We start from the raw sequence: 25,468 nt of genomic DNA, 5'->3' as shown, positions 1-25,468 counted from the left end.
GCGCGCAACAACTTGCGCCGGGGCAGCAGGGCGGGGGTGTCGTAAGCGGGTAGGAGACGGAAGCTCAGCGTGCGCGAGCCGCGCTGTTGCGCCGGAGGCTGCGGCGGCGGCCACGACACGCCGGGCGCGCTGTAGCCAGTGTCCGTTGACGACGCTCGCGTCACTCGTAAGTTCCTTCTCGTGGAAGGTCCCGACGATCGCTGCACCGTGGTTCAAGGGCGGGCGGCCGGAGCACTCCGGAAACGATTGATCACTTCGTCCTTGAGGCCGATGATCTCGGCCTTCCAGTCCGGCACCGGGCGGGCGGGCACGAGAATGACATGTTCGACGCCCGTCTCCACGAACTCGGCCACTCTGGCCCGCACCGCCTGGTATCCGCCGATGGCGTACAAGTCCCGGATGGTGGCTCCAGGTCTGTGGGCGGCGACCTCGGCGTCCAGTTCGGCGCGGACCCGGGGGGTGTCGATGGACGACGGCAGATAGACCACCTGGACGGCCAGGGTGACGGACGTCCGTCGCCCCAGCCGCTCCAGTTCCCCGAGCAGGACGCCCACGCGGCGGCGGTACTCGGCGGGGGTGATGAACGCCGGCACCCAGCCGTCGGCCAGAGCGGCGACCCGCTTCACCGTCCGGTCCCGGTTTCCGCCCAGCCAGACCGGGTACGGCCGGGGCACTCCGGTGGGGTCGGTGGCGATTTCGCGCAGGATGCACTCCAGTTCGGCCGCGGCCCCGCGCTGATCGTCCATCAGCAGTTCCCGGGCTCCGCCGATGCCTAGCTGGGCGACGAACCTCCCGCCGGAGATCTGGTGCAGCCTGGACAGCTCACGGGCGAGCGCGGTCCTCTCCAGCAGCCCCGGGGCCACCAGCGCGTGCGGGCCGAACCGCAGGGACGACGTCCTGTGGGCCACCTCCTTCGCCAGTTCGAGCGCCGGAGGCATGGCGTCCCCGTTGTCGTTGTAGAACCAGAACGAGTCGTACTGGCACCGCTCCACCGTCTCGAGGAGCGGCCACAGCTCGTCCTGGGTGACATGGCTGCGCAGCGCGGTGCCGAAGCAGAACCCGAAGTGAAGCGACATGATCTCTCCCAGTGCGTTGGGGTCCTTCGCCGGCCGGCCCGGCCAGGATGTGCCGTGCCGTTCGCGGTCTTCGCCCTCATGCGTCCGACACGATGGCGTGCCGTGTCGGAGGGACGGATGCACGGATGTGACTTTGTCCCGCCGGTCTCCATGCGCCGCTGAGAACAGGTGCCGGCGGTTGACGTCGTGGATGAGGGGCAAGGGGGCGCGGAAGGCTGTTCGATCGGCAATTCTCGGTCTGCCGATATTTCGCGGGCGACGCCTCAGGTAAGGAACTGCCAGGAGGAACCTTTGGCGCGAATTTGCCAGCACTGCTGCAAAAGTTTCCTCGTAAGAGTGAAGCCCTGCGAATCGGCGATCCATGATCTCCTGCTTGTTCGGCTATAGATCACCGCACGATTCCCGCAGGGGCGCCGCGCGGCTGCCGCAGACCGCACGGAAAATATCACAGATGCGGTCGTGCTGAGAAGCGCTACCCGTGTTCGGCGGATACGGAGGCCGACTCCGATGTTCTGGGAGCTGTCGTACGCCGAGGAGGCGCTTCGTCCTGCGCAATCTCTCCGCTGCGGCCACCCGTTCATTCCGGAAATCTGTCCGAAAGAAGTCACCGAATGTGGCGGAAAGCGGATCGCCTCGCCCGGCGGCCACGACATCCGAGGAAAACGGGTTCTCGCGGAACCCGTCAGTCTCGTGCGAATGCGTTGACCGGAAACCGTGCACGGTGGCGGGGTGTGGCCCGCTGCTCTCCGGTACGCCTGGGGAGAGTTCGGCGCTCACGCCGGGACTTGGTCCCGATCGGCGGCGCATGCCCCGCTCCCGTCCCTGTTGAGCGGCGTTTTCTCGGAATCCTGAGCATGTCCTTGCCCTGCTTGCCCGCAAGGCGCCGACCGTGCCCCGCACGGCGGGACGGTCGAGTTTCCTCGCCCGGCCCAAGGGCGGCCTGGCTATATTCAGTCATTCTCGAAAGAGACACTGCCGGGATGCCGGGAGCACATGCACACTTGTGTCCGGCGGCCGCCCTTGGAACGCCAGTACCCCGACACTGGATAGAAAATATCCAGCGGATCAGTGCTGCCCAGTACCGACGCATACTGCGATCAACGGGGAGGGTGAGTGAAAACTCGCACCGCTAGCGGTCGCATCCACCTTTTCTGCTTCAAACGTCACCGTGAAGCTTTCTCCTGACTGCCCGTCAGTTCTGCCTCCCTCAGTCGATCCTTTCGGTGTCACATTCCTCCGTGACGTGGCCTACGCCTCCACGGTGGACCGTCGTGAAGAACGAACGACGCGCGGCGATCTCCGTCGGTCTTTCGCCATCCTCGCCCTTCGGAGTCATTGATCACGCGGTATCAGGAAGTCGAGAAAGGGCGACCGAAGTGAACAGAACCGAGCAGATTGCGGCAGCGGAGTCAACTTTCCGTACTGGGCTCCGGCAGGCCCTCACGGCCCCCGAGTTCGGTATCTGGCTCACCAGTCGTGCCCAGCCGGAGGCCTTCAATGTCCACCGGGTCTGGGAGCTCCGTGGCCCGCTCGACGAGCGGGCCCTCAGGGAAGCGGTGCGTGATGCCGCAGCCCGCCATCCCGTCTTCGCCCGCCGCCTCGACAGCGGCGGCGAGGTGCCGTCCTGGGCTCCGGGACCTGCCGAGCCGCAATGGGCAGTGGACGACCCGGGCACCGCCGACGTCGACCAGTGGCAGGCGGTGGGCGGGCACGCATTCGACCTCGCCCACGACTGCCCCCTGCGCGTGAGCCTGTTCCGACAGGGCCCGGAGCGTCGTCTCCTCTCGCTGCTGGTGCACCACATCGCCTGCGACGGCGCTTCCCTGGACGTCCTGCTCGCGGACATCTCCACCGCCTACCGCGCCCGCACCGTCACTGGTGCGCCCCGTCTGGCCCCGCCAGCGTTCTCCGCCCCGCCGTCCGAGTCCGTGGCGCCGACCGGCTACTGGCCCCGTGTGCTCGCCGACGCCTCCTGGCCGGACACTCTGCCGCGCAACCCGCAGCCGCGCACACCGTACGGGGAGACCCTCCGCCTCCCGCTCTCCGAAGCCGAGGTGCGGCTCATCCGCGCCGGGGCCCGCGCGCTGCGCAGCACTCCTTTCCTGCTCGGCCTCAGCGCCCTCTACGCGTCTTTCGCCACCTACGGCAACGCGACCGATCTGATGATCGCCACCCCCTTCGCCGCACGGACGCCGGCGAACCTGTCCACGGTCGGTTCCCTGGCGCGCATGGTGCTGCTGCGCCAGTTCTGGCGGGCGGGTGCCTCGGGCACCGAACTCGCCGACGCCGTCCGGGGAACCGTGGCCGAGGCGCTGACCCACCTGGCCGAGCCCCTCCGGGAGAACTCCGACCTCTTCGACACGGCGACCTCCGGACTCACGACCAGTTTCCAGGTCCACGGCTCCCCTCCCGTCCCCGTGCTCGACGGCGTCGAGGTGATCCCGGTGGAGACGGGCAACGGCCTCACCCGCTTCGACCTCGAATTCGATCTCCATCTGGACCAGGGCGGCGGTTCGCTGTCGGTGATCCGCCGTACCCGGGGAGGCACCACCCACGAGGCCGCTACCGAACTGCTCGATCTCGTCCGCCGCACCCTGCTTGCTCTGGCCAGGGAACCGGGCATCCTGTTGCCCCGGTCGCCGGGCGCGTCCACCGCATCCCTGATCCCTCCGCCGCCGCAATCCCGCCCGTCGATCCCTCTCATGGAGCGGTTCACCGCACAGGTCGCCGCTACGCCGGACCGGCCCGCAGTTGTCCGCGGCACGGACGTCACGACCTTCGCCGCCCTCGACCGCGAAGTCCGGGCGCTCGCCACCGCGCTGCGGGCGGCCGGAGCGGGCCCGGGCTCCCCGGTCGGCGTCCTCTGCGAGCGCGACGCCTCCCTGGTGGTATCGGTGCTCGCGGTCTGGCGGACGGGGGGCCACGTTGTCGCGCTCGACCCCGCGCAGCCCCCTTCCCGCCTGACGTACGTCCTGGCCGATGCCCGAGTCGGCACCGTGATCTGCGCTCCCGGACTGCGCGAACGGCTCAGCGGGACGTTCACCCTGGTGGCTCCGGGCGGCTCCGGCTCGGCCGGGCCGGAGCCGGACACTCGCCCCGGCCATCCGGCGGCCCCCCACGACCTGGCGTACGTCCTGCACACCTCGGGAACCACCGGCAGCCCCAAGGGGGTGATGGTCGAGCACCGGGGCCTGGAGATCCTCGTGGACGTGCAGCCCGCGGGCGCCGGGGCGGCCAGGGTGGGCGTGACCGCAGCCGTCTCCTTCGACGTCTTCTTCCAACAACTCCTGTACCTGTTCCGGGGAAGCTGCCTGGTGATCGCCGAGGAGGAGGTCTACCGCAACCCCCAGGCCGCTGTCGCCTGGCTGGAACGGCACGACGTGCGGCTGTTGAGCACCTCGCCGTCGATGTTCGCCGCGATGCGTCGGTTCGGCCTGGACGACGTGCTGCGGCGTACCGATCTGGAGCTGGACCTCGGCGGCGAGGCCGTCGACCCGACGACCTGGCGAGACCTGCGTGCGCTCGGCGTCCGCGGCTCCAATGGCTACGGACCCACCGAGGCCACGATCCAGACCACCTGGTGCGGGTTCGACGAGCACGAGACCCCGAGCATCGGTCGGCCCGTCGGTGGGACCGCTGCCCATGTTCTCGGTCCCGATCTGCGGCCCGTACCCGTCGGCGCTGCGGGCGAGCTGTACCTCTCCGGCCCCCAGGTCGCCCGCGGCTACGCCTCCGCCCCCGCCCTGACTGCTGAACGCTTCCTCCCCGACCCCTTCGCCACCGCCCCCGGAGCCCGGATGTACGCCACCGGAGACCGGGTGCGGCTCACCGCCGCCGGACACCTGCTCTACCTCGGCCGCACCGACCACCAGATGAAGGTACGTGGCCAGCGGGTCGACCCGTACGAGGTCGAAGAGGTCCTGCGGCGCGCCCCGGGCGTCCGGGACGCCTATGTAGCGCGTAGCGGCCGGGCCGGGGCCGAGGGACTGCGCGCCTACGTCGTGCCCGAGCCGTCCGGCCCCCGTCCCGAACCCCGGCGGGTGCGGGCCGCCGCAGCGGGCGAACTCGCCTCCGCCGCTGTGCCCGCGCACGTTCTGCTGGTGGACGTCTTCCCCCTCACCCCCAGCGGCAAGGTGGACGAGCACGCCCTGCCGCTTCCCGCGCGGACGAGCGGCCCCGTCGGCTCCGCCGACCCGGTCGGCGCCCTGTGGGCGCAGACTCTCGGCGGCCCGCCCCCCGCCGGGGACGACAACTTCTTCGCCTGCGGCGGCAGCTCCCTGGACGCGGCCCGGTTCATCGCCGAGCTGAACCAGCTCCACGGCGCCGCCGTCGACCTCGCTGCTTTCTTCGGGGACCCCACGCCGGACGGTGCACGCGCGCGGTTCGAGGCCGCGCGGCCGGGAACTTCGCCGGAGGCGGGCACGCCACCGGACGCCGGGAAAGCGGAGTTGTCGGCCGCCCAGAGCCGGTTGTGGCTGTTGCACCGCGCGGAACCGGACAGCCATGAGTTCACCGTGTACTGGGCGCTGCGCCACCGGGGTCCGCTCGACCGGGCGCGGCTCGGCGCCGCCTGGCACGAGGTGCTCGCCGCCCATCCCGAACTGCGGCTCCGCGTCGTCGACGGCGACCGCGGCCCGGCTCGCGCCGAGTGGCCGCTTGACGCCTTCACCGTGTCGGTGGACACGGCCGCCGAGGAGGGGCTCACGGCCCGGCTCCAGCGGGCGGCCCGCCGGGCGTTCGACCTCTTCGGTGAACCCCTCGCCGCCCTGGCGGAGTTCCGGATCGCCGAGGACGAACGCGTTCTGCTCTTCACCGCGCACCACATCGTCCTCGACAGGCACTCCACCGAGCTGATCACTCGACAACTGCTGGACAGGCTGGCAGGCGGACCGGCGCCGTCCGCTCCACCCCACCGCGCCTTCGACGCGCCCGCGCCGGCACCCGAGGAGACCGAACGGCTACAGAAGTTCTGGGCCGGGGAACTGCGCCACGTCTCCACGGAACCGCCGATCGCCCTCGGCGACGAGCCCGTCCACCGCCACTGGGCCGGTGACGCCGTCTCCGAGCCGATCGACGCCGCCGACTGGGCCCGACTGACCGAGGCCGCCCGCACCCACCGCACCACCCCGCTGGTCCTCGCCCTGGCCGCCTTCGCACTCACCGCCGACCGGTACGGGGCCGGAGGCGATGTCCTGGCCGGCACCACTATGGACGTCCGGCCGCCGGGCTTCAGCGAGGTCGTCGGCCTCTTCGTCAACCCGGTGCCGGTCCGGCTGCGCCCCCGGCCCGACTTCACCGGCCGCGAACTGATCGCCCACACGCACCGGGCGCTGCTGCGCTCCCACGCCCACCGGGCCCATCCCTTCGACGCCCTCGTCCAACAGCTCGGTGTCCGCTCCGAACCCGGCCGTGCCCCCCTCTTCCACGTCCTGGTCGACCACGAACCGCTGCTTCGGACCGCATCCGAGCACCTGGGGCAAGCCGCGAGCCTCCCGGTCGAGATTCCCGCCGACGTGGCCAAGTACGACCTGGAGATCATCCTGAGGGAGACCTCCGACGGCGGCCGGCTGGACGTCGTTCACCGTACCGACCGATGGCCGACGGCACGGGCAGGGCAGTTCGCCGAACACCTCCTCGGCGCTCTGCTGGCACTCGTGTCCCGCCCCGCCGCCCGCGCCGCCCTGCCCGAGGACCAGGACCCCGCCCGGCCCACCCTGGACTGGACGTACCGCCCCGCCCCGGGCGGCCCTCCCGACCCGGTGAGCCGGCGGATCGACCGGGTCGCCCGACGCGTCCCCGACCGGGTGGCCGTGTCGGCAGTCGACGGCGAACTGACCTACGGGATGCTGCGGGAACGGGCGCTCGCGATCGCCGCTCGGCTCACCGCCCTGGGCGCGGGGCCCGGCACCCGGGTCGCGGTCCTGGTGGAACGCTCCACGGCGATGCCCGCCGCACTGCTCGGTGTGCACTTCGCCGGAGCGGCCCAGGTTCCCCTCGACCCCGGACACCCCGACACCCGCATCCACGCCGCACTCGCCGACTGCACAGCCGCCGCGGTCCTCACCAGCGGCCCGACCGCCGGCCGGATCAGTGCGTCGGGCCCGCCGATCCTCGACATCGACCGGATCGACCCGCCCGCCGCACCGTTCGCCCCGGTCGTGCCGGGCCCCGGCGACCCCGCATACGTGATCTACACCTCCGGGACGACCGGGCGCCCCAAAGGAGTGGTGATCGAGCACGGCGCGCTCGCCGCCTCGACCGCCGCCCGCCGCGCGGTCTACTCACGGGAGCCGGTGTTCCTGCTGCTCTCGCCGCCCGCCTTCGACTCCTCGGCGGCCGGGATCTGGGGCACGCTCTCAGCGGGCGGACGGCTCGTCGTCGCCGACGCCGACGACGTCCGCGACCCCGAGCGGCTCATCGCTCTGATCACCCGCCACCAGGTGACGCACCTGCTCTGCGTGCCCTCGCTCTACCGGGTGCTGCTGGCCGCCGCCGAGCGGGCGGGCGGCCCGGCAACGGCGAGCCTGACCGAAGTGATCACCGCCGGCGAGCCGCTGCCGCAGGATCTGCTCCGGGACCACTTCGCCCTGTTGCCCGAAGTGGCGCTGGTCAACGAGTACGGTCCCACCGAGACGGCCGTCTGGGCGAGCTACCGCCGCTACCGCGCCCCCGGGCCCGTCGACATCGGTGGCCCGGTGCCCGGCTACCGCCTCCACGTCCTCGACCACGCGCTGCGCCCCGTCCCGCCGGGAGTCGAGGGCGAACTCTACGTGGGCGGCCCCGGCGTCGCCCGCGGCTATCTGGGCCGCCGCGCCGAGACGGCGGCCGCCTTCCTGCCCGATCCCTTCTCCGGCGCACCGGGGGCAAGGATGTACCGCACCGGCGACCGGGTGCGCTGGCGGGGCGAGGGCGCACTGGTCTTCGCCGGCCGGACGGACGACCAGGTGAAGATCCGCGGCCACCGGGTCCAGCCCGCCGAGATCGAGGCGGTGCTGCGGAACGCCGACGGGGTCCGGAACAGCGCCGTCGTGGTCGACGACGCCGGCCTGGTGGCCTTCGTCACCGGAACTGCTGAACCCGACAGCCTCCGTGGGGACATCGCCGAACGGCTGCCGGGCTACTTGGTCCCGCGCGAGATCCACCGCGTAGAGAGGCTGCCGCTCACCCCCAACGGCAAGGTCGACCGGCGCGCACTGGAGCGCGAGGCCGTCGAACGCCGAACCGCGTCCGCGGCGCGGCCCGCCGGGCCCGTGCCGCCCCGGTACGCCGACGTCGTCGCCGCCTGGCGCGAGGTGCTCGGCCTCGCCGACGTCCCCACCGGGGTGAACTTCTTCGACGCCGGCGGCCACTCCCTGCTCGTCCCGGCGCTCCAGGAGGCGCTGCACCGGCACACCGGAGTGCGGCTGCCGATCCTCGACCTGTTCCGGCACAGCACGGTCGCCGACATCTCGGCCCGGCTGGAAGTGCGGGACCGCGACCCAGTCGCCGGCCCCGCGGCCGACGAGACCCGCAACCGCCGCGATCAAGCGGCCCGACGGCTGCGTGAACGCCGTGCCCAGGAGGCCGAGTGATGACCCGTGACCGATCCCTCGACATCGCCGTCACCGGAGTGTCGGGCCGCTTCGCCGCAGCCCGCGATGTGGGCGAACTGTGGGCCGCAGTCCGTGAGGGCCGGGTCCTCACCCGCCGCCTCGACCGGGCGGAGGTTCTCGCCGCCGGGGTCCCGGCCGAACTCGCCGACGATCCGTCCTATGTGCCCGTGCACGGCTCGCTGCCGGACCAGGACCGGTTCGACCACGCCTTCTTCGGAGTCAGCCCCCGCGAGGCCCGACTGCTCGACCCTCAGCACCGGCTGCTCCTCGAATGCTCCTGGTCCGCGCTGGAGGACGCCGGGCATCCGCTCGGCGCCGACCGCTCCCCGCGCACCGGGGTGTACGCCGCGGCCAGCGGCAGCGGCCACCTGCGGACGCTGCTGGCAGCGGGAGCGCTGGAGCCGCCGGAGTTCGAGGAGGCGATCCTTGCCAACGAGCGTGACTTCCTCGCCACCCGGATCGCCTACAAACTCGGGCTGACCGGCCCCGCGCTCACCGTGCTGACCGCGTGTTCGTCCTCGCTGGCCGCCGCCCACACGGCGATCCAGGCGCTGAACAACGGCGAGTGCGACCAGGCCCTCGTCGTCGCCGCCTCCGCCAACGCCCCCCAGGCCGGCCATCTGCACCTGGCGGGCGGGGTGATGTCGCGCAGCGGACGCTGCCGCCCCTTCGACGCGGAGGCCGACGGCACGCTGGCGGGCTCCGGCGCGATCGGCATCGTCCTGCGCCGTTACGAGGACGTGGAGGACGCGTCACCGCCGCTGTACGGGGTACTGCTGGGCTCCGCGCTCACCAACGACGGCTCCGCCAAGGCAGGCTTCCTCGCACCCTCCGCAGAGGGCCAGGAACAGGCGATCCGCGCGGCCCTCGCCACCGCCGGTGTCGGCGCCTCAACCGTCGGCTATCTGGAGAGTCACGGCACGGGCACGTCCCTGGGCGATCCCATCGAATGGTCGGCCGCCACAGCGGCGTACGGCTCCCTCGGCGCACAGCCCGGCACGATCCACGTCGGGGCGCTCAAGGGCACCATCGGCCACCTCGACGCCGCCGCCGGTCTCGCCGGACTGGTCAAGGCGTTGCTGGTGGTCGAATACGGCCTGATCCCGCCCGTGCCGGGCCTGAGCGACCCCAACCCTCTGCTGGAACAGCACGACACCCCCCTGCGCCTGCCCCGCCGGGCCGAGCACTGGACGCGCCCAGGCCCCCGCCGGGCCGCGGTCAGCTCCTTCGGCGTCGGCGGAACCAACGTCCACCTGTTGGTCGAACAGGCCCCCCGGACGACGGCCCCGGCACCGCCCGGCCGCAGCCCGCACCTCATGGTGCTCTCCGCCAAGGACCACGCGGCCGCCGACCGCATGCGGACCCGGCTCGCCGACCACCTGGATCACACCACCCCCGCCCTGGCGGACGTCGGCCACACCCTGGCGGGCCGGCCGGAACTCCCGTACCGCTCCGTCGCCGTGGCCGGCACCGTCGAGGAACTTACGCGCGAACTGCGCACGCCCGCCCCGAAGTCCAGTCCCGTCGGGGCCCACCCCGTGCCACTCGTCCTTCTCTTCCCAGGGCAGGGGACCCAGGTCCCCGGCATGGCCCGCCCCTTCGGTGCCATCCTGCCCGGATTCGCCGACGCGCTCGACCGCTGTCTGCGATCCTTCACCCCCGACCTCGCTGCGGAAGTCGAACGTGCCCTGCACGACGGGGACTTCTCCGCCGCTCGGCTGGCCGAGACCCGGCTCGCGCAACCCGCGCTCTTCGCCGTCGAGTACGCGGCCGGAACCGCGCTGCGCGCTCTCGGCCCGGAGCCGAGTGCCCTGGTCGGCCACAGTCTCGGCGAGATCAGCGCGGCAGCCGTGGCCGGCTCGCTGCGGCTCTCTGCCGCCGCCCGTCTCGTCGAACACCGCGGCCTGCTGATGCAGCGGTGCGCCGCCGGCGCGATGCTCTCGTTGAGCTGCGGCGAGAGCCAGGCGCGGGCCCTCATCGAGGAGCACGGTGCGGAACTGGCCGTCGCCGCGGTCAACACCGCCGCCGACACCGTGGTCGCGGGAACGCCCGGAGCCGTAGCCGCCTTCCAGGCGAAGACCGCCGGACTGCTCAGGACCCGCGCGCTGCGCGCCGACCGAGCCTTCCATTCCCCGCTGATCGAGCCGGCCGCCGCCGCGCTGCGCGAAGCGCTGACCGTGGACGATGTCCAGCGCGCGGAACTCGCCTGGGTGGAGAGCGTGAACGGCCGGCTGTTCGCCGGGGGCTCCCTGGTCGACGCCGGACACTTCGCCCGAGCCGCACGGGCGCCCGTGCGGTTCGCCGCCGCGCTGGAGACGGTGAAGGCGACATTCCCCGGAGCCCACGCCGTGGAGGCAGGGCCGGGCCGGGTGCTCAGCGCGCTCGCCGAGTCGGCCGGGCTGTCCGCCACACCGCTGCTCGCCTCACCCGCCGGACCCTCCGGCGACCGAGCGGTGCTCGCCGCACTCGGCGCTCTGTGGGTCGCCGGTCTCCCGGTGGACCTCGACCGCCTGCGCCCGTCCGGCCGCCCCGTACGACTGCCGACCTATCCGTTCGCCGGGCCGCGCTGGAGCGTTCCCGCCGCCCCGCCGCCCCCCACCCCGGGCCCGCGAGAGACCCCCGTGGTTCCGGCGCAGACCGCCTCAACGGCCCCCGAGGCCAACCCCGACCACATCATCGAGCGGTTCTGGCACGAGCAGCTCGGCGTCAGCGACCTTCCCGTCGGCGCGGACTTCTTCCAGCTCGGCGGGGACTCCCTGACCGTGGCACGGCTCGCCCGCGGGATGAGCCGGGTGTTCGGAGTCGACATCCCCGTCCGCGATCTCCTGGCAGTCCGGACCGTATCCGGACAGACCGCTCTCGTGGAGCGCCTGCTCGTCCAACAGATCCTCGACGAGGCGGGGGAGGGGCGATGACAGGATCCCGGCTCGACCGGCTCACCCCGCAGCAGCGCGCGGAGCTGGCCCTACGGCTCGCGGGCCGCGGCCGCGTCACCTCCCTGCCCGCTCGGTCCGTCGAACCCGCCCCGCCGTCCGCCCCGTCCGGCAGCCACCCCCTATCGGTCACCCAGTACCGCATGTGGCTCGCCGAACAGGTCGCCCCCGCCGCCTCCCCGGCGTACACCGTGCCTCTCGCCCTCCAGCTCACCGGCCCGCTGGACCGTTCGCGGCTCCGGACCTGCCTGAACCTCCTCGCCGAACGCCACCCCGCACTGCGCACCCGGTTCGTGCGGGAATCCGGTGTGCCCCGGCAATGCGTCGAAGCCCTGGCGAGCATTGCGTGGGAGACACGGACCGTGTCCGGCGGCGAAGCCGCGCTCGCGTCCGCGCTCGCGGATGAGACGGCCCACGTCTTCGACCTCGCCGGACCACCCCCCGTCCGGGCCGCGCTCCTCGTATCGGGACCGCACCACCACGTCCTGGTGCTGACCCTGCACCACGCGCTCTGCGACGGATGGTCCCTGGGCATCCTCGTCGAAGAACTCCTCCATGCCTACGCCGCGCCCGGCGCGCCCGTCCTTCCCGGACCGGCGCCCACCGCATCCCACCTCGACTACGCCCGCTGGGAGCACTCCACCGAGGGACGGGCCCAACTCACCGCCCATGCCCGGTACTGGGCCGAGCAGCACGTCGGCCACCCCGCCGAAGCCGCCGAGCTGCCGTTCTCCCAGGAAGCGGCTCCCGGCGACGGGGAGCACATCGCCCCGGAGACCGCAACGGTCCTCCCGCCGCGCCTGATCCAGCGGGCCGGCACACTGGCGGGCCGCCACCGGGCCACCGTCCACGCCGTCTGGCTCGCCGGCTTCGCGGCCACCTGGCATCTGATCACCGGCGCCCGCCGCGTCCCGCTGGACGTCCCGGCGGCCAACCGGGCCTCGGAGCGCTACGACCGCACGGTCGGGGCCTTCGTCGCCGCCATGCCGCTCGACATCCCCGTCCACCCCGCGACGACCTTCGCCGCCCTGGTGGAGCAGACCACCGAGCAACTGCTCGCGGGAGACCGGCACGCCGTCGTCCCCACGGACTCCATCGCCCTCCCCGACGCGCCGCGGCCCGCCGCGTTCGTCCTGACCAGCGAGGACAACCGGCCCCGGCCTTGCGGACAGCTCACCGCCACACCGCTCCCCGTCCGCGTCCAGGGCAGCCAGAGCGACCTCACCGTCCAACTGGCGGCGGACGGCGAACGGACCGTCCTGAGACTTACCGGCTCCCCGCAGCGGTACACCGAGGCGGGCCTGCACCGACTCGCCCAGGCATTCCTGCGCTGCCTGGAGGCTGTGCTCAGCGATCCCGGCGCGGTCCTCGCCACGGTGGACGTACGCGATCCCGGCGACCGAACCCGGATCGGGACCGTCGCCGCAGGCCCCGTCGCGCCCGCCCCACCGCTGCCGTACGACGCCTTCGCGCATTGGGCGGAACGGACCCCCGACGCCTTCGCCGTCCGCGACGCGACCGGCGACCTCGACTACCGGGCCCTGCGCGCCAGAGTCCGCGACTTCGCCGCTTTCCTGCACACGGCCGGAGTGCGCCACGGATCGGCCGTCGCGCTGGTGCTTCCCGCGAGCGCCGACTACCTCGCCCTGACCCTCGCGGTCTGGCACCTCGGCGGCTGGACCGTGCCGCTGCGCCCCGACGACCCCTGGCAGCGCAGGCGTGCACTGCTGCTCGGGGCTCGTGTCCGCTTCCTGGTGCACGAGCCCGGCGACGCACCGCCCGAGACCCTCGCCGGACTCATCCCGCTCTGCGTCGCGAGTCTCCGCGCCGCGCCCGACGCGCCGCCCGCTGCCCGCACCCGCCCGGCGGACCTCGCCTACGCGGTGTTCACCTCCGGGACCACCGGCGCCCCCAAATGCGTGGCCGTGCCCCAGGGAGCGCTCGCCAACGAACTCGCCTGGCGGCGGCGGGAGATCGGCCTCGCCGCCCCCGACCGGGTGCTCCAGACGATTCCCCTCTCGTTCGACCCGTCCTTCTGGCAGTGCTTCGGCCCGCTCGTCGCCGGGGCGGGCGTCGTCTTCCCCGGCCTCGACCTGGGTGCCCGTCCGGCCGCCTTGGTGGACGCTGCCCGGGAGCACGCGGCCACGGTCGTCGACGTCGTCCCCTCCCTGCTGGCCTCGCTCACCGACGACGACCTGCGCCGCCTTCCCGCACGCGTGCTCTTCTGCGGCGGCGAGGCGCTGCTCGCGACCCAGGCCGAACGCTATGCGCGCACGGGAATCGGAACGCTCTACAACCAGTACGGCCCCTCCGAAATCTGCATCGACGCCACCTCCCACCCGTACACGCCCGGCCGGGCCGAGGGAGTCGTCCCCGTGGGCCGCCCCCTGCCCGGCGTCCGACTCCACGTCCTCGACCCGTCACTGCGGCCCGTCCCGTACGGCACGGCGGGAGAGCTTTACGTGGGTGGGGCCGGGGTGGCCCGGGGCTACGTGGGACGCCCCGCCGCGACGGCGGACCGCTTCCTGCCCGAACCGGGCGGCCCGGTGGGCGCCCGGATGTACCGCACCGGAGACCGGGTGCGGTGGAACCCGGACGGGCGCCTGGCCTTCCTGGGCCGCAGCGACCACCAGGTCAAGATCCGCGGCCACCGGGTGGAACTGGAGGAGGTCGACCGGCACCTGGCGGACGTCCCCGGCGTGCGCGAGGCGGGGACGGTCGTGGTCGGCGAACGGCTCGCACGGCTCGCCGCCTTCGTCACCGGCGACCCGGGACCCGACCCGGCGGCCGTACGCGCCGCGCTCGCCCTGACGCTGCCTCCCCACATGATCCCCGCCGAGATCCGAGTCCTGTCCGCACTGCCCGTAACCGCCAACGGCAAGGTGGACCGTCGCGCACTCACCGGACTCGTCCACCGCTTCCGTACCGCGTCCGCCCCGTCCCGGGACCGGGTGACTGCGGCGGTGCTGGACGCCTTCGCCGCCGAACTCGATCTGCCGTCGGCCGGGCCGGACGACCACCTCTACGACCTGGGCGGCGCGTCCCTGGGCGCGGCTCGGATCGCCGCCGCGTTGAGCACTGCTCTGGAAGTCGACGTCCCCGTCCGTACCGTCCTCACCCGGCCGCGCGCCGCCGACCTGGCCCACGCGGTCGCCGAACTGCTCGACGCCGCCCCGGCGTCGGACGCCGCACCGGCCCACGACGACGGCCCTGCCCTCACCGCCGAACAGCGTCAGGTTCTGACGCTGGAGCGGCTCATCGGACACCCCGCGCCACCGATCCCGCTGCTGCTCCGGCTCGACGCCCCCGCCCGTCAGGCCGACGTCGAGCACGCAGTGCGCGCTCTGGTGGCACGTCACGGCGCCCTCGGCCCCCTGCCGGGGGCCGCACCCGAGCCCACCCCGTGGCAGCCGTGCGTCCTTGCCTCGCTGCCCGCCGACCCCGCCGCGGTCCACCGGCGGAACGACCTGGTGGAGCAACCCCTGCCCGACGGATCACCGGGCCTGGCCACGACCCTCCTGGCACCCGACGGGGCGCGGTCCGGCCGCCATGTGCTGCTGAGACTGGCCCGCAACCGTGGCGACGGCCCGTCCGCGGGCATCCTCGCGGACGAACTCCTCACCCTGCTCGCGGGCGGCCGGCCGACGAGCCCCGCCGCCGACTACGGCGTGTACGCCCGCGTCCGCCGCGGGCGAGCGGACGCGCGCCGCGACACGCTGGAGCAGTGGTGGCGGGAGACCCTCCGCACCATCCCCAAGGACCCTTTCGCCGCCCGCCGCGGCGCTCCGCGCGGCTTCCGCGCCCACGGCGCCCTGACCGTGCTCCCGGCCGCCGCCCACGAGCTGCTGACGGCCCGCGGCCGGGCGTCGGGAACGACTACGACCGCTGTCCTGCTCAGCGCGTTCGCGAACGCCATCGACCCCCACGGGTACGGCGTCATCATCGGCCTGCCCGTCTCGCACCGCTCGGCCGCCGAGGGTTCCTCACTGGTCGGCCGCGCCGTCGATCTGCTCCCGGTAGCCGTGACGGCGGCCGGCCCCGGAGAAATCCGACGGGCGCTGACGGCCGCGCTGGACCACGCGGATCTGCCCCTGTCGCGGATCGCCGAACTGGTCGATCCGGTGGACCCCGCCGTCCGGCCGCCGGTCTGCGCGGCCGGGCTGATCGTCCATGAGGGCAATGGACACCGGGCCGCGGTGCCGGACACGCCCCCCGGGGACTCTCTGTCCGAACACTGGTCCGATCTCGACCTGGTGCTCCACGCGGCACCGGCCGGGCACGGCGGACTCCGGCTGGCCCTCACCGGCGCCACCCGCCTCTTCGCCCTGCCCGAACTGCGCGCCCGGCTGGAGGCGATCCGCGTCGCCCTCGGAGCCGAACCAAGCCCCCTCGCCCCACAACCGGACACGATGGGAAGGTCATGAACGAAGAGGAAAAATACCTGTTCGACCTGCGCGGATATCTCGTCGTCGAGGACGTCCTCAGTCCCCGGCAACTCGCCGACGCCAACGCCGCTCTCGACCACCACGGCCTCTGGGAGGGCGAGAACAAGCTCGACTACCGACTCCTGAAGCAGTACAACCCCTACATCGCCAACGCGGGCCCCCTCCACACCACACCGCGCCCGGTCCGGAGCCTGATCGGCCATGACCGGGTGCTGCCCTACCTGGAGGAGATCCTCGGCTCGGATCTACGGTACGACGAGGGCCAGGTGCTCTACGCGCGCAAAGGAGCGGGCGCGTTGATCCTCCACAACGGGAACACACCCTGGGAGTACCCTCCCCTCTCCTACCAGGTACGGGACGGCCGTATCTACGGCGGTCACCTGATCGCCGCCTTCTGCCTCACCGACGCCCTGGCGGAGCACGGCGGGTTCGCCGTCGTCCCCGGCAGCCACAAGTCTGCCTTCGACCTTCCGGACGCTTTCCAGAGCTGGGAGAAAACCGGGGACTGGGTCACCCGGGTCCCCGTCCGGGCAGGTTCGGTCGTCCTCTTCGCGGACACCGCCACCCACGGGAGTTGGCCCTGGGCCGCCGACTTCGAACGCCGGGTCGTCTTCTGCCGGTACACCGCGGGCATGGTGCAGCACACCTCACCCGCGCCCGTCCCCGAAGACCTCCCGGACGGCGACTGGACGCCGGTCGAACGCCGCCTGCTGCGCCCGCCGTTCGCCTGGCACTTCCAGCAGGACGCCGACGGCTACGCGGAACGGCAGCGGACCTCGGTGCGCTCGGCCGAGGGATGGGTCATGACCGATCATTCAGGCCAGATCATCCCGCGCGCCGACGACGGTACGGAGTGATGTCCATGGCGACCGTCACGCCCAGTTCCCTCGACTACGCGACCTTCGACAAGGAGATCGGCGACGACCCCCTCGGGCTGATGATCCGGATGCGCGAGGAGGGCACGGTCTGCGCCGTCCCTGTCGACGACGGACAGCGCCTTCTGGTCGTCGCCGAACCCGCAGTGGCCGCCGCCGCCCTGGCCCACGGCACCCGTAACCACCGCGGCCTGCTGCGCGAACTGGTCGGCAGCGGACTCTTCGTGGTGGCCTCCGGAGAACGGTGGCGGCAGCGGCGCGGCCTGCTCCGCCCCCTGTTCGCACCGCGCGCCGTCGCTGAACTGCACACCCTGGTCCTGGACGCCGCCGAGGACTTCGTCCAGCGCGAACTGCTTCCCCGCGCCGGTGCGGAGTTCGACCTCGCCGACACCCTCCAGCGCCTGAGCATCGAGATCATCCTCCGCCTGGTGGACCCGACCATGAGCGGCGCCGAACTGCACCGCCTCACCGGGACGGTGCACCTGGCAGTGACCCATCTGGACCGTCGGCTCTTCGCCCCCGACCGGGTCCAGGAAGGAGAGGACCTCGCGTTCGCCGACAGCAAGCGGACGCTGGAGGAGTTCATCGCCCGCAGGGCCGGGGAACAGCGCTGCCCCGTCGCCGAGCCGGGGCTGCTCCCCGCCCTGGTCTCCGCTCTACGGGAGCAGAGTGAGCCCGAGGACACCGAACTGGTTCTGCGCGAGGAGCTGCTCTCCATCTTCGTCGCCGGAGTCGAGACCATGGGCACGCTGCTGACCTGGATCTTCTTCAATCTGACCGGGGATCGGGAAGCCTACGACCACACCTGCCGGGAGGTGCGGGAGACCGATCTCCAAGCCCTGGGCGCGGCCGGGCCGATGCCGCCCGGTCTCCTGCCGTACACCCTGGCCGTGGTCGAGGAGTCCCTGCGGTTCCACCCGCCGGCCTGGGCGCTGTTCCGCCGGATCGAAGCACCGCTGGAGGTGGCGGGCGTCCGGCTCGACGCGGGCGATCTCGTCCTGGCCAGCACCTACGCCATCCACCGCTCGCCCGCCCTGTGGGAGGAGCCCGAGGCGTTCCGGCCCGAACGGTTCCTCTCCGGCCGTCCGCCCGTGGCGCAGTACTTCCCCTTCGGGGCGGGCCCCCATCAGTGCTTAGGGCGGCAGTTCTCCCTCTTGGAAGCCCAACTGGTCACCGCCGTGATCTCCGGCCACGGACGGTTGGAGCTGACCGAGGACCGCGCGGCCACCCGGCTGCGACCCGCCATCGCGCTCGCGCCCGACCCCGCCCCCCTCGCGGTGTTCGTCCCCCACGGCCGGCCTGCGGCGTACCCCCTGGAAACCGTGCACCGTGGCGGCGCGGCATGAACGACGCACCGTACACACCGAAGACGCCGACCACCCGGATCGAGGCACGGTTCACCGAGGTCGCCGAGGCGTTCCCCCGGCGCATCGCCCTCACCGATCCGGAGGGGGACGTGCTGTACGGAGAGCTGCTGGCCGGGGCCCGCGCTGTGGCGCACGCCCTGCGGGGCCTGGGCGTCACGCCCGGCGACGCCGTGCTCCTGGTGGGCCACGGCGGCCGGGACACCGTCCTGGGTATGCTCGGCGTGCTGCTGGCGGGAGGGTGCTACGTACCGGTGGACCCCGGCTATCCGGCGGAGCGGGTACGTACGATGGCGGAACGCGCCCGCGCCGTGCTCACCCTCCACACCGGCGAGACGTCTCCGAGCGGCCTTCGCATTCCCAGGTTCGAGCCCCGCGCTCTCGCAGAGGCCGCAACCGCCCCTGGCCACGTCGGTATGCCGCCCGCGCCCTCCGGACCGGATGACCTTGCTTACATCATGTTCACCTCCGGCACCACGGGAGAGCCGAAGCCGGTCGGGGTCACCCACCGCGGAGTGGTCTCCCTGGCCCTCGACCAGGAACTCCTGAAGCTCTCCCCGGAGGACGGGATACTGCTTCACTCCACCTTGGCGTTCGACGCGTCGACCTATGAGATCTGGGCCCCGCTGCTGGCCGGAGCGAGGATCACGGCGGCCGGCCGCCACCCCCTCGCCCTGCACGAACTCGCCGCACTGCTCTCAGCGCCCGAGGTGACCACGGCGTGGCTGACCGCCCCGCTCTTCCCTCTGATGACCCACCACCACGGAGCGGCTCTGGGCACCCTGCGCACCCTGATCACCGGAGGGGACACCGTCCCTGCGGTCGCGGCGGCCGACTTCCACACCGCGTACCCCGGCACCCGGCTGATCAACGGATACGGCCCCACCGAGAACACCACCTTCAGCACACTCGGCCCGGCCTCCGCCTGGCAGGGCCCCCGCAGAACCGCGTTCCCCATCGGCACGCCGCTGCGGGGTACGTCGTGCTACATCCTCGACGAACGGCTCGCCCCCGTCCCTCGGGGGACTTCCGGAGAACTCTTCCTGGGCGGCGACCGGTTGGCCCGTGGCTACCTCGGCCTGCCCGCCGCGACAGCCGAACGCTTCCTCCCCGACCCCTTCGCCTCCGGCCCAGGTGCGCGCATGTACCGCACCGGCGACCGGGTACGGCAACTCCCCGACGGCGCCCTGGACTTCCGCGGCCGCACGGACGACGAGGCGAAGGTCCGGGGCCACCGCGTCCATCTGGCCGAAGCGTCGGCGATCCTCGCGGCCGACCCCGCCGTCCACGGTGCCGCGGTACTGGCGCATCCCGGCCCCGACGGCACCGCCCTCGCGGGCTTCGTGACCCCAGCGGCCCTGGATACCGCGGCCCTGCGCGCCCGCGCCCGGCGACGGGCCCCCAGCCATCTTGTCGCCGACCGGATCACCGCCCTGGACGCCCTCCCACTCGCCACCAACGGCAAAGTGGACCGCGACGCCCTGCGCGCCCTCCTCGCCGCCGTCCCACCGCCGGACGCACCCGGTGCCGATGCTGCGACGAACGCCCCCACCGTGGGCGAGCCTGCCTTGGCGGAGGCGTGGGAGGCGCACGCCGGACTTCCCGCCGGCCCCGACGCCGACTTCTTCGCCGGCGGAGGCACATCGATCGGGTTGATGCGCCTGGTCGAGGAGGTGCGGACGCGCCTGGGCGTCACCCTCGACTTCGCATCCGTCTACGCCGATCCCACGTTCGCGGGCCTGATGGGTCAGCTCCGCGCGCTGCGCGCCGCTGCGGCCCCGGCCCCGGACAAGGCCGCGTCCCAGGATACCGACCGGACGCCTGCCGCCCAGCCGACGGGCAACAGCCTCGAACGGATCGACGGCCTGTGGATTCGCGTCGTGGCCGCGCCCTCACAGGACCGCGTGGACCGGGACTTCACCGAGGTCGACACCTGGCTGCGGGGGTACGTGGGCCGTGCCCACCCCGAGCTGGGCCGTACCGGGCCCGTCTGCCCGTTCGTACCGCCCGCTCTCAACGGCAAGACCGCCCAATTCAGCCTCCGGTACGACACCGACGGGCGCTCTGCGGACGAACTGCGCACCCTGCTGAAGGCCGAGATGGCCGACTTCGCCATCGTCACCGACGCCCGCCCCACCACCGGCGCGCCTCTGGAATGCCGTGTCGTGGTGCTGCCGGGCACCGGGTCCGAGGGCTGGCGCAACCTGGACAAGATGTACCCGGGGCTGAAGAGCGCCGCAGTGACCGACGGACTGATGATCAGCCAATTCCACCCACACTGCGACCAGCGAGCCGTGCGCAACTCCGCCTTCCCCGTCTCCGTCGCCCCCCTCGGCATGTTCGCGATACGCCGCATGGCCCCGCACGACGTGCTGTTCCTGCACACCGACCACGTCTGGATGAAGACCTACGACCGGCTCTTCCGGGCGCACTACGAACGGGGCAGGATTCGCGACCCTCTGCTGCGCAAGCTCTATCTGACGGCCCTCGACCGCCATGGACTGGGCCCCCTCACCCTCACGACGAAGGAGAACGCCACCCCATGAACGAGGATCTCTATCACGTGGTCGTCAACCACGAAGAGCAGTATTCGATCTGGCCCACCTACCATGACGTTCCAGCCGGTTGGCGCATCACGGGCGAGCCCTCGACACGCGAGGAGTGCCTGCGCCGCATCGAGGAGGAGTGGACCGACATGACCCCCAAGTCCGCGCGGACCGCCCCGGCGGACGGCGCGCGGGTCGCCACCGGCACGGCTGGCTGAGAGGCTTCCATGAACACCGACCAGCGATCCGCCCGTCCGTCAGCGCCGGTCGGCTCCACCAGTGCCGCGCACCCCGTTCCTCCGAGCGTTTCGGACGCGGCGGAGGTACGCGGATGAACGCGCTTCCCGCGTCGGATCTTCCGACGGTCGCCGTCGTCTACGGACTGGGTTCCGCCGGCCCCGCCGCCGTCCTGCGCGCGGCCCGCGCCCTGTGCGAGATCGTTTTCGTCTGCGACACCGCTGTCCCCGGGGTCGCGCCGCTGCTCCCCGGAATCCGACGGCAGGCACGTGTCTGCGAAATCAGCGGGATGGACATCCGAGAGGCGGCGGAGGTCCTGCGGGCCGAGCGGCCCGACGCCGTCGTCACCTTCAGCGAGTTCTGTCTCGGGGTCACCGCCCAACTCGCCGAAATCCTCGGACTGCCCGGCCATCGCCCCGAGACGGTACGGCTGCTCACCGACAAGACGGCTCAGCGCGCGGCGCTCGCTGCCGCGGGGGTCGACGACACCTCGACGTTGGAGGCGTCCTCCGCCGCCGGAGTGTTGGCCGCCGTGGAGCTCCTGGGCCATCCGGTGGTGGTCAAACCGCGAGTGGGGGCGGGCAGTCGGGACACCTTGCGTCTGGACGGCACGGAGCAGCACGGCCGACTCGCGGAGATCATGTCCGACGGCGACGAGCGGGTCTTCGTGGTGGAGAAGTATCTGCCGGGGGACCCCTCGGCGGCGGGTGAACGCTGGGGCGACTACGTCTCCGTCGAAGCCGTGGTCGTCCGTGGCGAGGTGCGGACGATCTGTGTGACGGGTAAGTTCGCCCTGGCCGACCCGCTCCGGGAGACGGGGCTCTTTCTGCCCTCGACCCTGTCTTCCGGGGCCGAGCGAGATGTCGCCGCCCTCGCGGCAGCCGCCGTACGGGCGCTGGGCGTGCGCACCGGGGTCACGCACACGGAGGTGAAGCTGACGCCGGACGGACCGCGTGTCATCGAGGTCAACGGCCGGGTCGGCGGCCGGGCCGCCGACCTGCTCCGGCGGGCCCATGGGGTGGACCTCCTTGCGACCGCCTGCGAACTGGCCCTAGGGAGAGACGTCGAACCGGCTCCCTCCCCGAGCGGGGCGGTCGTCTTCGAGTACTTCATCGTGCCGCCGCGCCTCGTCGGCGAACTCCGGTCGATCGACGGCGCCGACGCGGTGCGGGCGATGCCCGGAGTGCGCGAAGTCGATGTGGTAGCCGCGCCCGGGCAGCCAGTCGACTGGAGATTTCCCGCACAACGCCTCGGCTTCGTCCGTGGAGAAGTGAAGAACCATGACAGCCTGCACGGGCTCATCATGGAATTAAACAAGAAATTCCATCTGGAGTATGCGGTTCAGTGAATAGTGCGACTGACAGCAAAGACGCCTCCCTCGCCCGGTTACACCAAAGAAAGCGAGTAATCACCCTCAACCACCCGACCTCCGACCGAGCAGGGGCAGACCATGCTGGATAAAGTGCGCCAGCCGCTTCTCCACCGCCCTTTCCGCCGGGTCTGGCTGGGTGAGACCCTGTCCCTGGTCGGGGACTACAGTTTCGAAGTCGCGTTCATCTGGCTGATCCTCCAGGAGACCGGGTCCGTCGCCACCCTCGCGGCGGTGTTGCTGGTGCAGGCGGTGCCGCGTGGCGTGCTGCTCCTGGTCGGCGGTGCCGTGACCGACCGCATGTCACCCCGTACCGTCATGTTCCTCTCGCACCTGACCAGGGGCTCCGCGGTCACTCTGCTCGGCCTCATCGCCTTTGCGGACGGCGTCCAGGTCTGGCATCTGTACGCACTCGGCGCGCTGACCGGAGCCGCCGAGGCGTTCTTCTGGCCGGCCACCGCGAGCATCATGCCCTCGCTCCTTCCCTCCGAGCACCTGGCCCGCGGAAATGCGCTGGTGGGATTCGGCGAGCAGGGATCCCGGCTCCTCGGCCCCGTCCTCGGCGGCGCAATGGTCACCCTCTTCGGTTCGCCGACGGCCATTCTGCTGAACGCCGGTACCTTCTTCCTCGCCGCGCTGACCGTACTCGCCGCGCCGCGGAAACAGCCGTCCGGAACCGCGGGGGAAACCGCCAAATCGATCGCCGCGATCCGTACCGAGATCGTCGACGGGCTCCGCTACGCCGCCCGGAGCCGGGAGATCCGTATCGTTCTCATGCTGATCGGCGCCGCCGCGCTCAGCTACAGCGGGCTCTTCAGCGTAGGGCTTCCCGCACTCGCCGGCAGCTTCCCGGAAGGCTCACTCGCCCTCGGGGCTCTGCTGTCCGCCTGGGGACTTGGCCAGTTGCTCGGCACCATCGGTGCCGTCTTCACGGGCCTACCACGACGCTGGGGCATGTTGATCATCGGGATGACGCTCTGCGAGGGTATCGCCTTCATGCTCCTGGGTTTCCTGCCCAGCCTCTGGCTGGCGGTGACGGTGCTGGTACTGCTCGGCATCGGCGTTGCGTACTCCAGCGACGTTGCCCTGCCCACCTTTATCCAGACCAGGGCCCCCGCCGAGGCGCTCGGCCGGATCAGCAGCGTGATGGACCTGCCCCGGGTCACGCTGGAGCCGCTCTCGATCGCGGCCATGGGCCTGCTGGTCGGGTGGGACATGCGTTGGGGGTTCGCCCTGGCGGCGGTCCCGATGCTCCTGGTCGGCATCACCCTGGTCCTCGACCGGGAGGCCCGCTCCCTGAGCACCGCGCCTCCCCACCCTCAGCCCCAGCCGGAACCGAAGCCCGACCCGGCAACCAGAAGCACCTCCGCCTGACCGTCGTGCCGGCGCCTGGACTCGGCCGCCTTGCGTACCTCCGCCGACCGGGCCCCACTGGACGGCAGTAGCCCGTCGCCTCCGAGCGCGCCAGGAGGCGACGGGGCTCACTCGTCCCGGTCGATCGGCGAACAGCCCCTCGCGCAAAGCGCGTCGACGCTCGAACGACTGGGTGCGAACCGGCTGCCGCTCGACTTGGAGGACGTCGAACGCCACGAGTTCCCTGTTGGATCTGCGTGTTGAAGCGGATCCGACAGGGATGGGCACATCTGGTCCTCGAGGCCGCTCCCTCGCCGGGGCGGCGAGGGAGCGGGGAGTGCCAGTCGGTGAAGACCTGTTCGGCATCGGCCCCTCCTGACCGAGCGGGGGCGCGCGGTCCCCGACCGTGCTGCCCTTCGCCGTCGGATACTGGCGGACGTGTTCGCCCGTGCCCAGGCCGAGGACGTCGTGCTGCGGCTGGATACCACCGAGATCCAGGTCCGCAGGCCACCGGCCGGCCGCGGAGGACGGCACTTTTCCGACCGGATCACTTCCTGCGAGGCGGCGATGGTCATCGCGTACCCAGCGACAGGGCCCGCCCGCGATCTGGTCCGGGGTGGGCCACGCGGACACGTAGGCGGCGTCGTGCCCGCGCTCCTGGGTGCGCCACGTGACCTCGACCCGCCCGTTGTCGGCGAGCTGGCTGACGACGGCCCGGTACCCGTTGAGGAGGTCCGGCCCTTCTCCGCGGCTGGACCGGTAGTCGTTGGCGCGGCTCCGTACGGCGTCGCCCTCGGCGAGGGTGACCCGGTCACCGCTGGGAAGCGCGTACGTCCGCTCGGTGCCGAGGTCGTCGGCGGCGCGGCGGATCTGCTGCGCCCCAGTTCTTTTGGGCGTCCACGTCCGAGTTCCTCGCGGCGAGGACGACCCAGTCGTCGAGGAGGTCGTGGGTGTCGGGCCGGCGGCCGCGCCGGAGCTCGCCCCACGTCGTGAGGATCTGGAAGCGCGCCTCGTTGGGGTGGACGCGGCCCCGATCGGCGAGGAGCCGGAGCGCCTGGTCGTGGTCCTCGGTGCGCCACACCTCCCTCCTCGACTTTTCGGTGTGTCGAAGTCAGCCGCAGACCGGATCATCGACCATCTCGGGCCGATGATCGCGCTCCGCCCCCGCAAGTGTTTCGCCAACGACACCGTACTGATCGTGGACGGAACGCTCGCGCCCCCCCGGTGACCACACCAACGCCGAGCGGTCCAAGAACTATCGATCCTCCACCAACCACCAGGTCGTCATCGACGCTGATACCCGCCATGTCGTCCTGGCGGGCCGCCCGGAACCCGGTAACCGCAATGACTGCGAGGCATGGGAGGAGTCAGGAGCCGAGGCTGCCGTCGGCACGACCACCACCCTCGCCGACGGCGGCTGTCCGGGCATCGGACTCGTATGCCTTACCGGCGCCGCAAAGCCGAGGAACTGCCCGGTCGGAGGCAGGCCCGCAACAAATCCCACAAGCAGGTTCGCACCCGCGTCGAGCACGTCTTTGCCCGCATGAAGACCTGCAAGATCCTCCGCGACTGCCGCCTCGAACGCGATGGTGTCTAAGGGCTGTCCCGCAATTCCCGGCGGGCGCGCGGCGACAGCTACGGCACCTCGCCGCGTTGTCGGAACGTCCCATACGTCCAG

At 72.1% G+C, this 25,468-nt stretch carries 12 protein-coding genes and 2 pseudogenes; 12 read left to right on the top strand and 2 right to left on the bottom strand.

Annotated features, from left to right (window positions below; translation table 11 throughout):
- Positions 1–212: 212 nt before the first annotated feature.
- Positions 213–1,076, bottom strand: coding sequence for an LLM class flavin-dependent oxidoreductase (locus OG245_RS00605; RefSeq protein WP_371621562.1), 864 nt, complete (start codon positions 1,074–1,076; stop codon positions 213–215).
- Between the two features lie 507 nt (positions 1,077–1,583).
- Here OG245_RS00605 and OG245_RS00600 point away from each other — a divergent pair.
- From OG245_RS00600 to OG245_RS00550, 11 genes and pseudogenes are all read left to right on the top strand, one after another.
- On the top strand, positions 1,584–1,781 hold the full coding sequence (locus OG245_RS00600; protein ID WP_371621561.1) for a hypothetical protein: 198 nt from the start codon (positions 1,584–1,586) through the stop codon (positions 1,779–1,781).
- A gap of 671 nt (positions 1,782–2,452) precedes the next feature.
- Positions 2,453–8,647 carry an amino acid adenylation domain-containing protein gene (locus OG245_RS00595; RefSeq protein ID WP_371621560.1) on the top strand — a complete coding sequence of 2,065 codons (6,195 nt, stop codon included), beginning with the start codon at positions 2,453–2,455 and terminating at the stop codon, positions 8,645–8,647.
- Entirely contained in the window at positions 8,647–11,583 is a 2,937-nt protein-coding gene (locus OG245_RS00590) for a type I polyketide synthase (RefSeq protein WP_371621559.1), read from the top strand. Before OG245_RS00595 ends, OG245_RS00590 begins: the two co-directional genes overlap by 1 nt.
- Positions 11,580–16,025 carry an amino acid adenylation domain-containing protein gene (locus OG245_RS00585; protein ID WP_371621558.1) on the top strand — a complete coding sequence of 1,482 codons (4,446 nt, stop codon included), beginning with the start codon at positions 11,580–11,582 and terminating at the stop codon, positions 16,023–16,025. The genes OG245_RS00590 and OG245_RS00585 overlap by 4 nt, the downstream gene beginning before the upstream one ends.
- Positions 16,022–16,903, top strand: coding sequence for a phytanoyl-CoA dioxygenase family protein (locus OG245_RS00580; RefSeq protein WP_371621557.1), 882 nt, complete (start codon positions 16,022–16,024; stop codon positions 16,901–16,903). Before OG245_RS00585 ends, OG245_RS00580 begins: the two co-directional genes overlap by 4 nt.
- A 5-nt stretch (positions 16,904–16,908) precedes the next feature.
- Positions 16,909–18,267 carry a cytochrome P450 gene (locus OG245_RS00575; RefSeq protein ID WP_371621556.1) on the top strand — a complete coding sequence of 453 codons (1,359 nt, stop codon included), beginning with the start codon at positions 16,909–16,911 and terminating at the stop codon, positions 18,265–18,267.
- Entirely contained in the window at positions 18,264–20,831 is a 2,568-nt protein-coding gene (locus tag OG245_RS00570; RefSeq protein ID WP_371621555.1) for a non-ribosomal peptide synthetase, read from the top strand. The genes OG245_RS00575 and OG245_RS00570 overlap by 4 nt, the downstream gene beginning before the upstream one ends.
- Complete coding sequence (locus tag OG245_RS00565; RefSeq protein WP_371621554.1) at positions 20,828–21,049, top strand: MbtH family protein; 222 nt, start codon at positions 20,828–20,830, stop codon at positions 21,047–21,049. The genes OG245_RS00570 and OG245_RS00565 overlap by 4 nt, the downstream gene beginning before the upstream one ends.
- 113 nt (positions 21,050–21,162) lie before the next feature.
- Positions 21,163–22,416 carry an ATP-grasp domain-containing protein gene (locus OG245_RS00560; protein ID WP_371621553.1) on the top strand — a complete coding sequence of 418 codons (1,254 nt, stop codon included), beginning with the start codon at positions 21,163–21,165 and terminating at the stop codon, positions 22,414–22,416.
- A gap of 114 nt (positions 22,417–22,530) precedes the next feature.
- Positions 22,531–23,811, top strand: coding sequence for an MFS transporter (locus OG245_RS00555; protein WP_371621552.1), 1,281 nt, complete (start codon positions 22,531–22,533; stop codon positions 23,809–23,811).
- A gap of 345 nt (positions 23,812–24,156) precedes the next feature.
- Positions 24,157–24,321: pseudogene (locus OG245_RS00550) on the top strand (IS5/IS1182 family transposase); the annotation flags it as partial.
- A 280-nt stretch (positions 24,322–24,601) separates the two neighbouring features.
- Here OG245_RS00550 and OG245_RS00545 read toward each other — a convergent pair.
- A complete protein-coding gene (locus OG245_RS00545) occupies positions 24,602–24,871 on the bottom strand; it encodes a hypothetical protein (RefSeq protein WP_371628098.1) in 270 nt (89 codons plus the stop codon).
- Between the two features lie 12 nt (positions 24,872–24,883).
- Here OG245_RS00545 and OG245_RS00540 point away from each other — a divergent pair.
- Positions 24,884–25,387 (top strand): annotated as a pseudogene (locus OG245_RS00540) (transposase); the annotation flags it as partial.
- Between the last annotated feature and the right edge of the window lie 81 nt (positions 25,388–25,468).

This window comes from Streptomyces sp. NBC_01116 (assembly GCF_041435495.1).
Classification (GTDB): domain Bacteria; phylum Actinomycetota; class Actinomycetes; order Streptomycetales; family Streptomycetaceae; genus Streptomyces.
Note: the sequence above shows the minus strand (reverse complement) of the source record. Positions and strands in the feature narration are given on the sequence as shown.

What these genes read in the sequence shown, in the direction of transcription:
- OG245_RS00605 (WP_371621562.1), bottom strand. Translation starts at nt 1,076, where the DNA reads ATGTCGCTTCACTTCGGGTTCTGCTTCGGCACCGCGCTGCGCAGCCAT.
- OG245_RS00600 (WP_371621561.1), top strand. Translation starts at nt 1,584, where the DNA reads ATGTTCTGGGAGCTGTCGTACGCCGAGGAGGCGCTTCGTCCTGCGCAA.
- OG245_RS00590 (WP_371621559.1), top strand. Translation starts at nt 8,647, where the DNA reads ATGACCCGTGACCGATCCCTCGACATCGCCGTCACCGGAGTGTCGGGC.
- OG245_RS00585 (WP_371621558.1), top strand. Translation starts at nt 11,580, where the DNA reads ATGACAGGATCCCGGCTCGACCGGCTCACCCCGCAGCAGCGCGCGGAG.
- OG245_RS00580 (WP_371621557.1), top strand. Translation starts at nt 16,022, where the DNA reads ATGAACGAAGAGGAAAAATACCTGTTCGACCTGCGCGGATATCTCGTC.
- OG245_RS00575 (WP_371621556.1), top strand. Translation starts at nt 16,909, where the DNA reads ATGGCGACCGTCACGCCCAGTTCCCTCGACTACGCGACCTTCGACAAG.
- OG245_RS00570 (WP_371621555.1), top strand. Translation starts at nt 18,264, where the DNA reads ATGAACGACGCACCGTACACACCGAAGACGCCGACCACCCGGATCGAG.
- OG245_RS00565 (WP_371621554.1), top strand. Translation starts at nt 20,828, where the DNA reads ATGAACGAGGATCTCTATCACGTGGTCGTCAACCACGAAGAGCAGTAT.
- OG245_RS00560 (WP_371621553.1), top strand. Translation starts at nt 21,163, where the DNA reads ATGAACGCGCTTCCCGCGTCGGATCTTCCGACGGTCGCCGTCGTCTAC.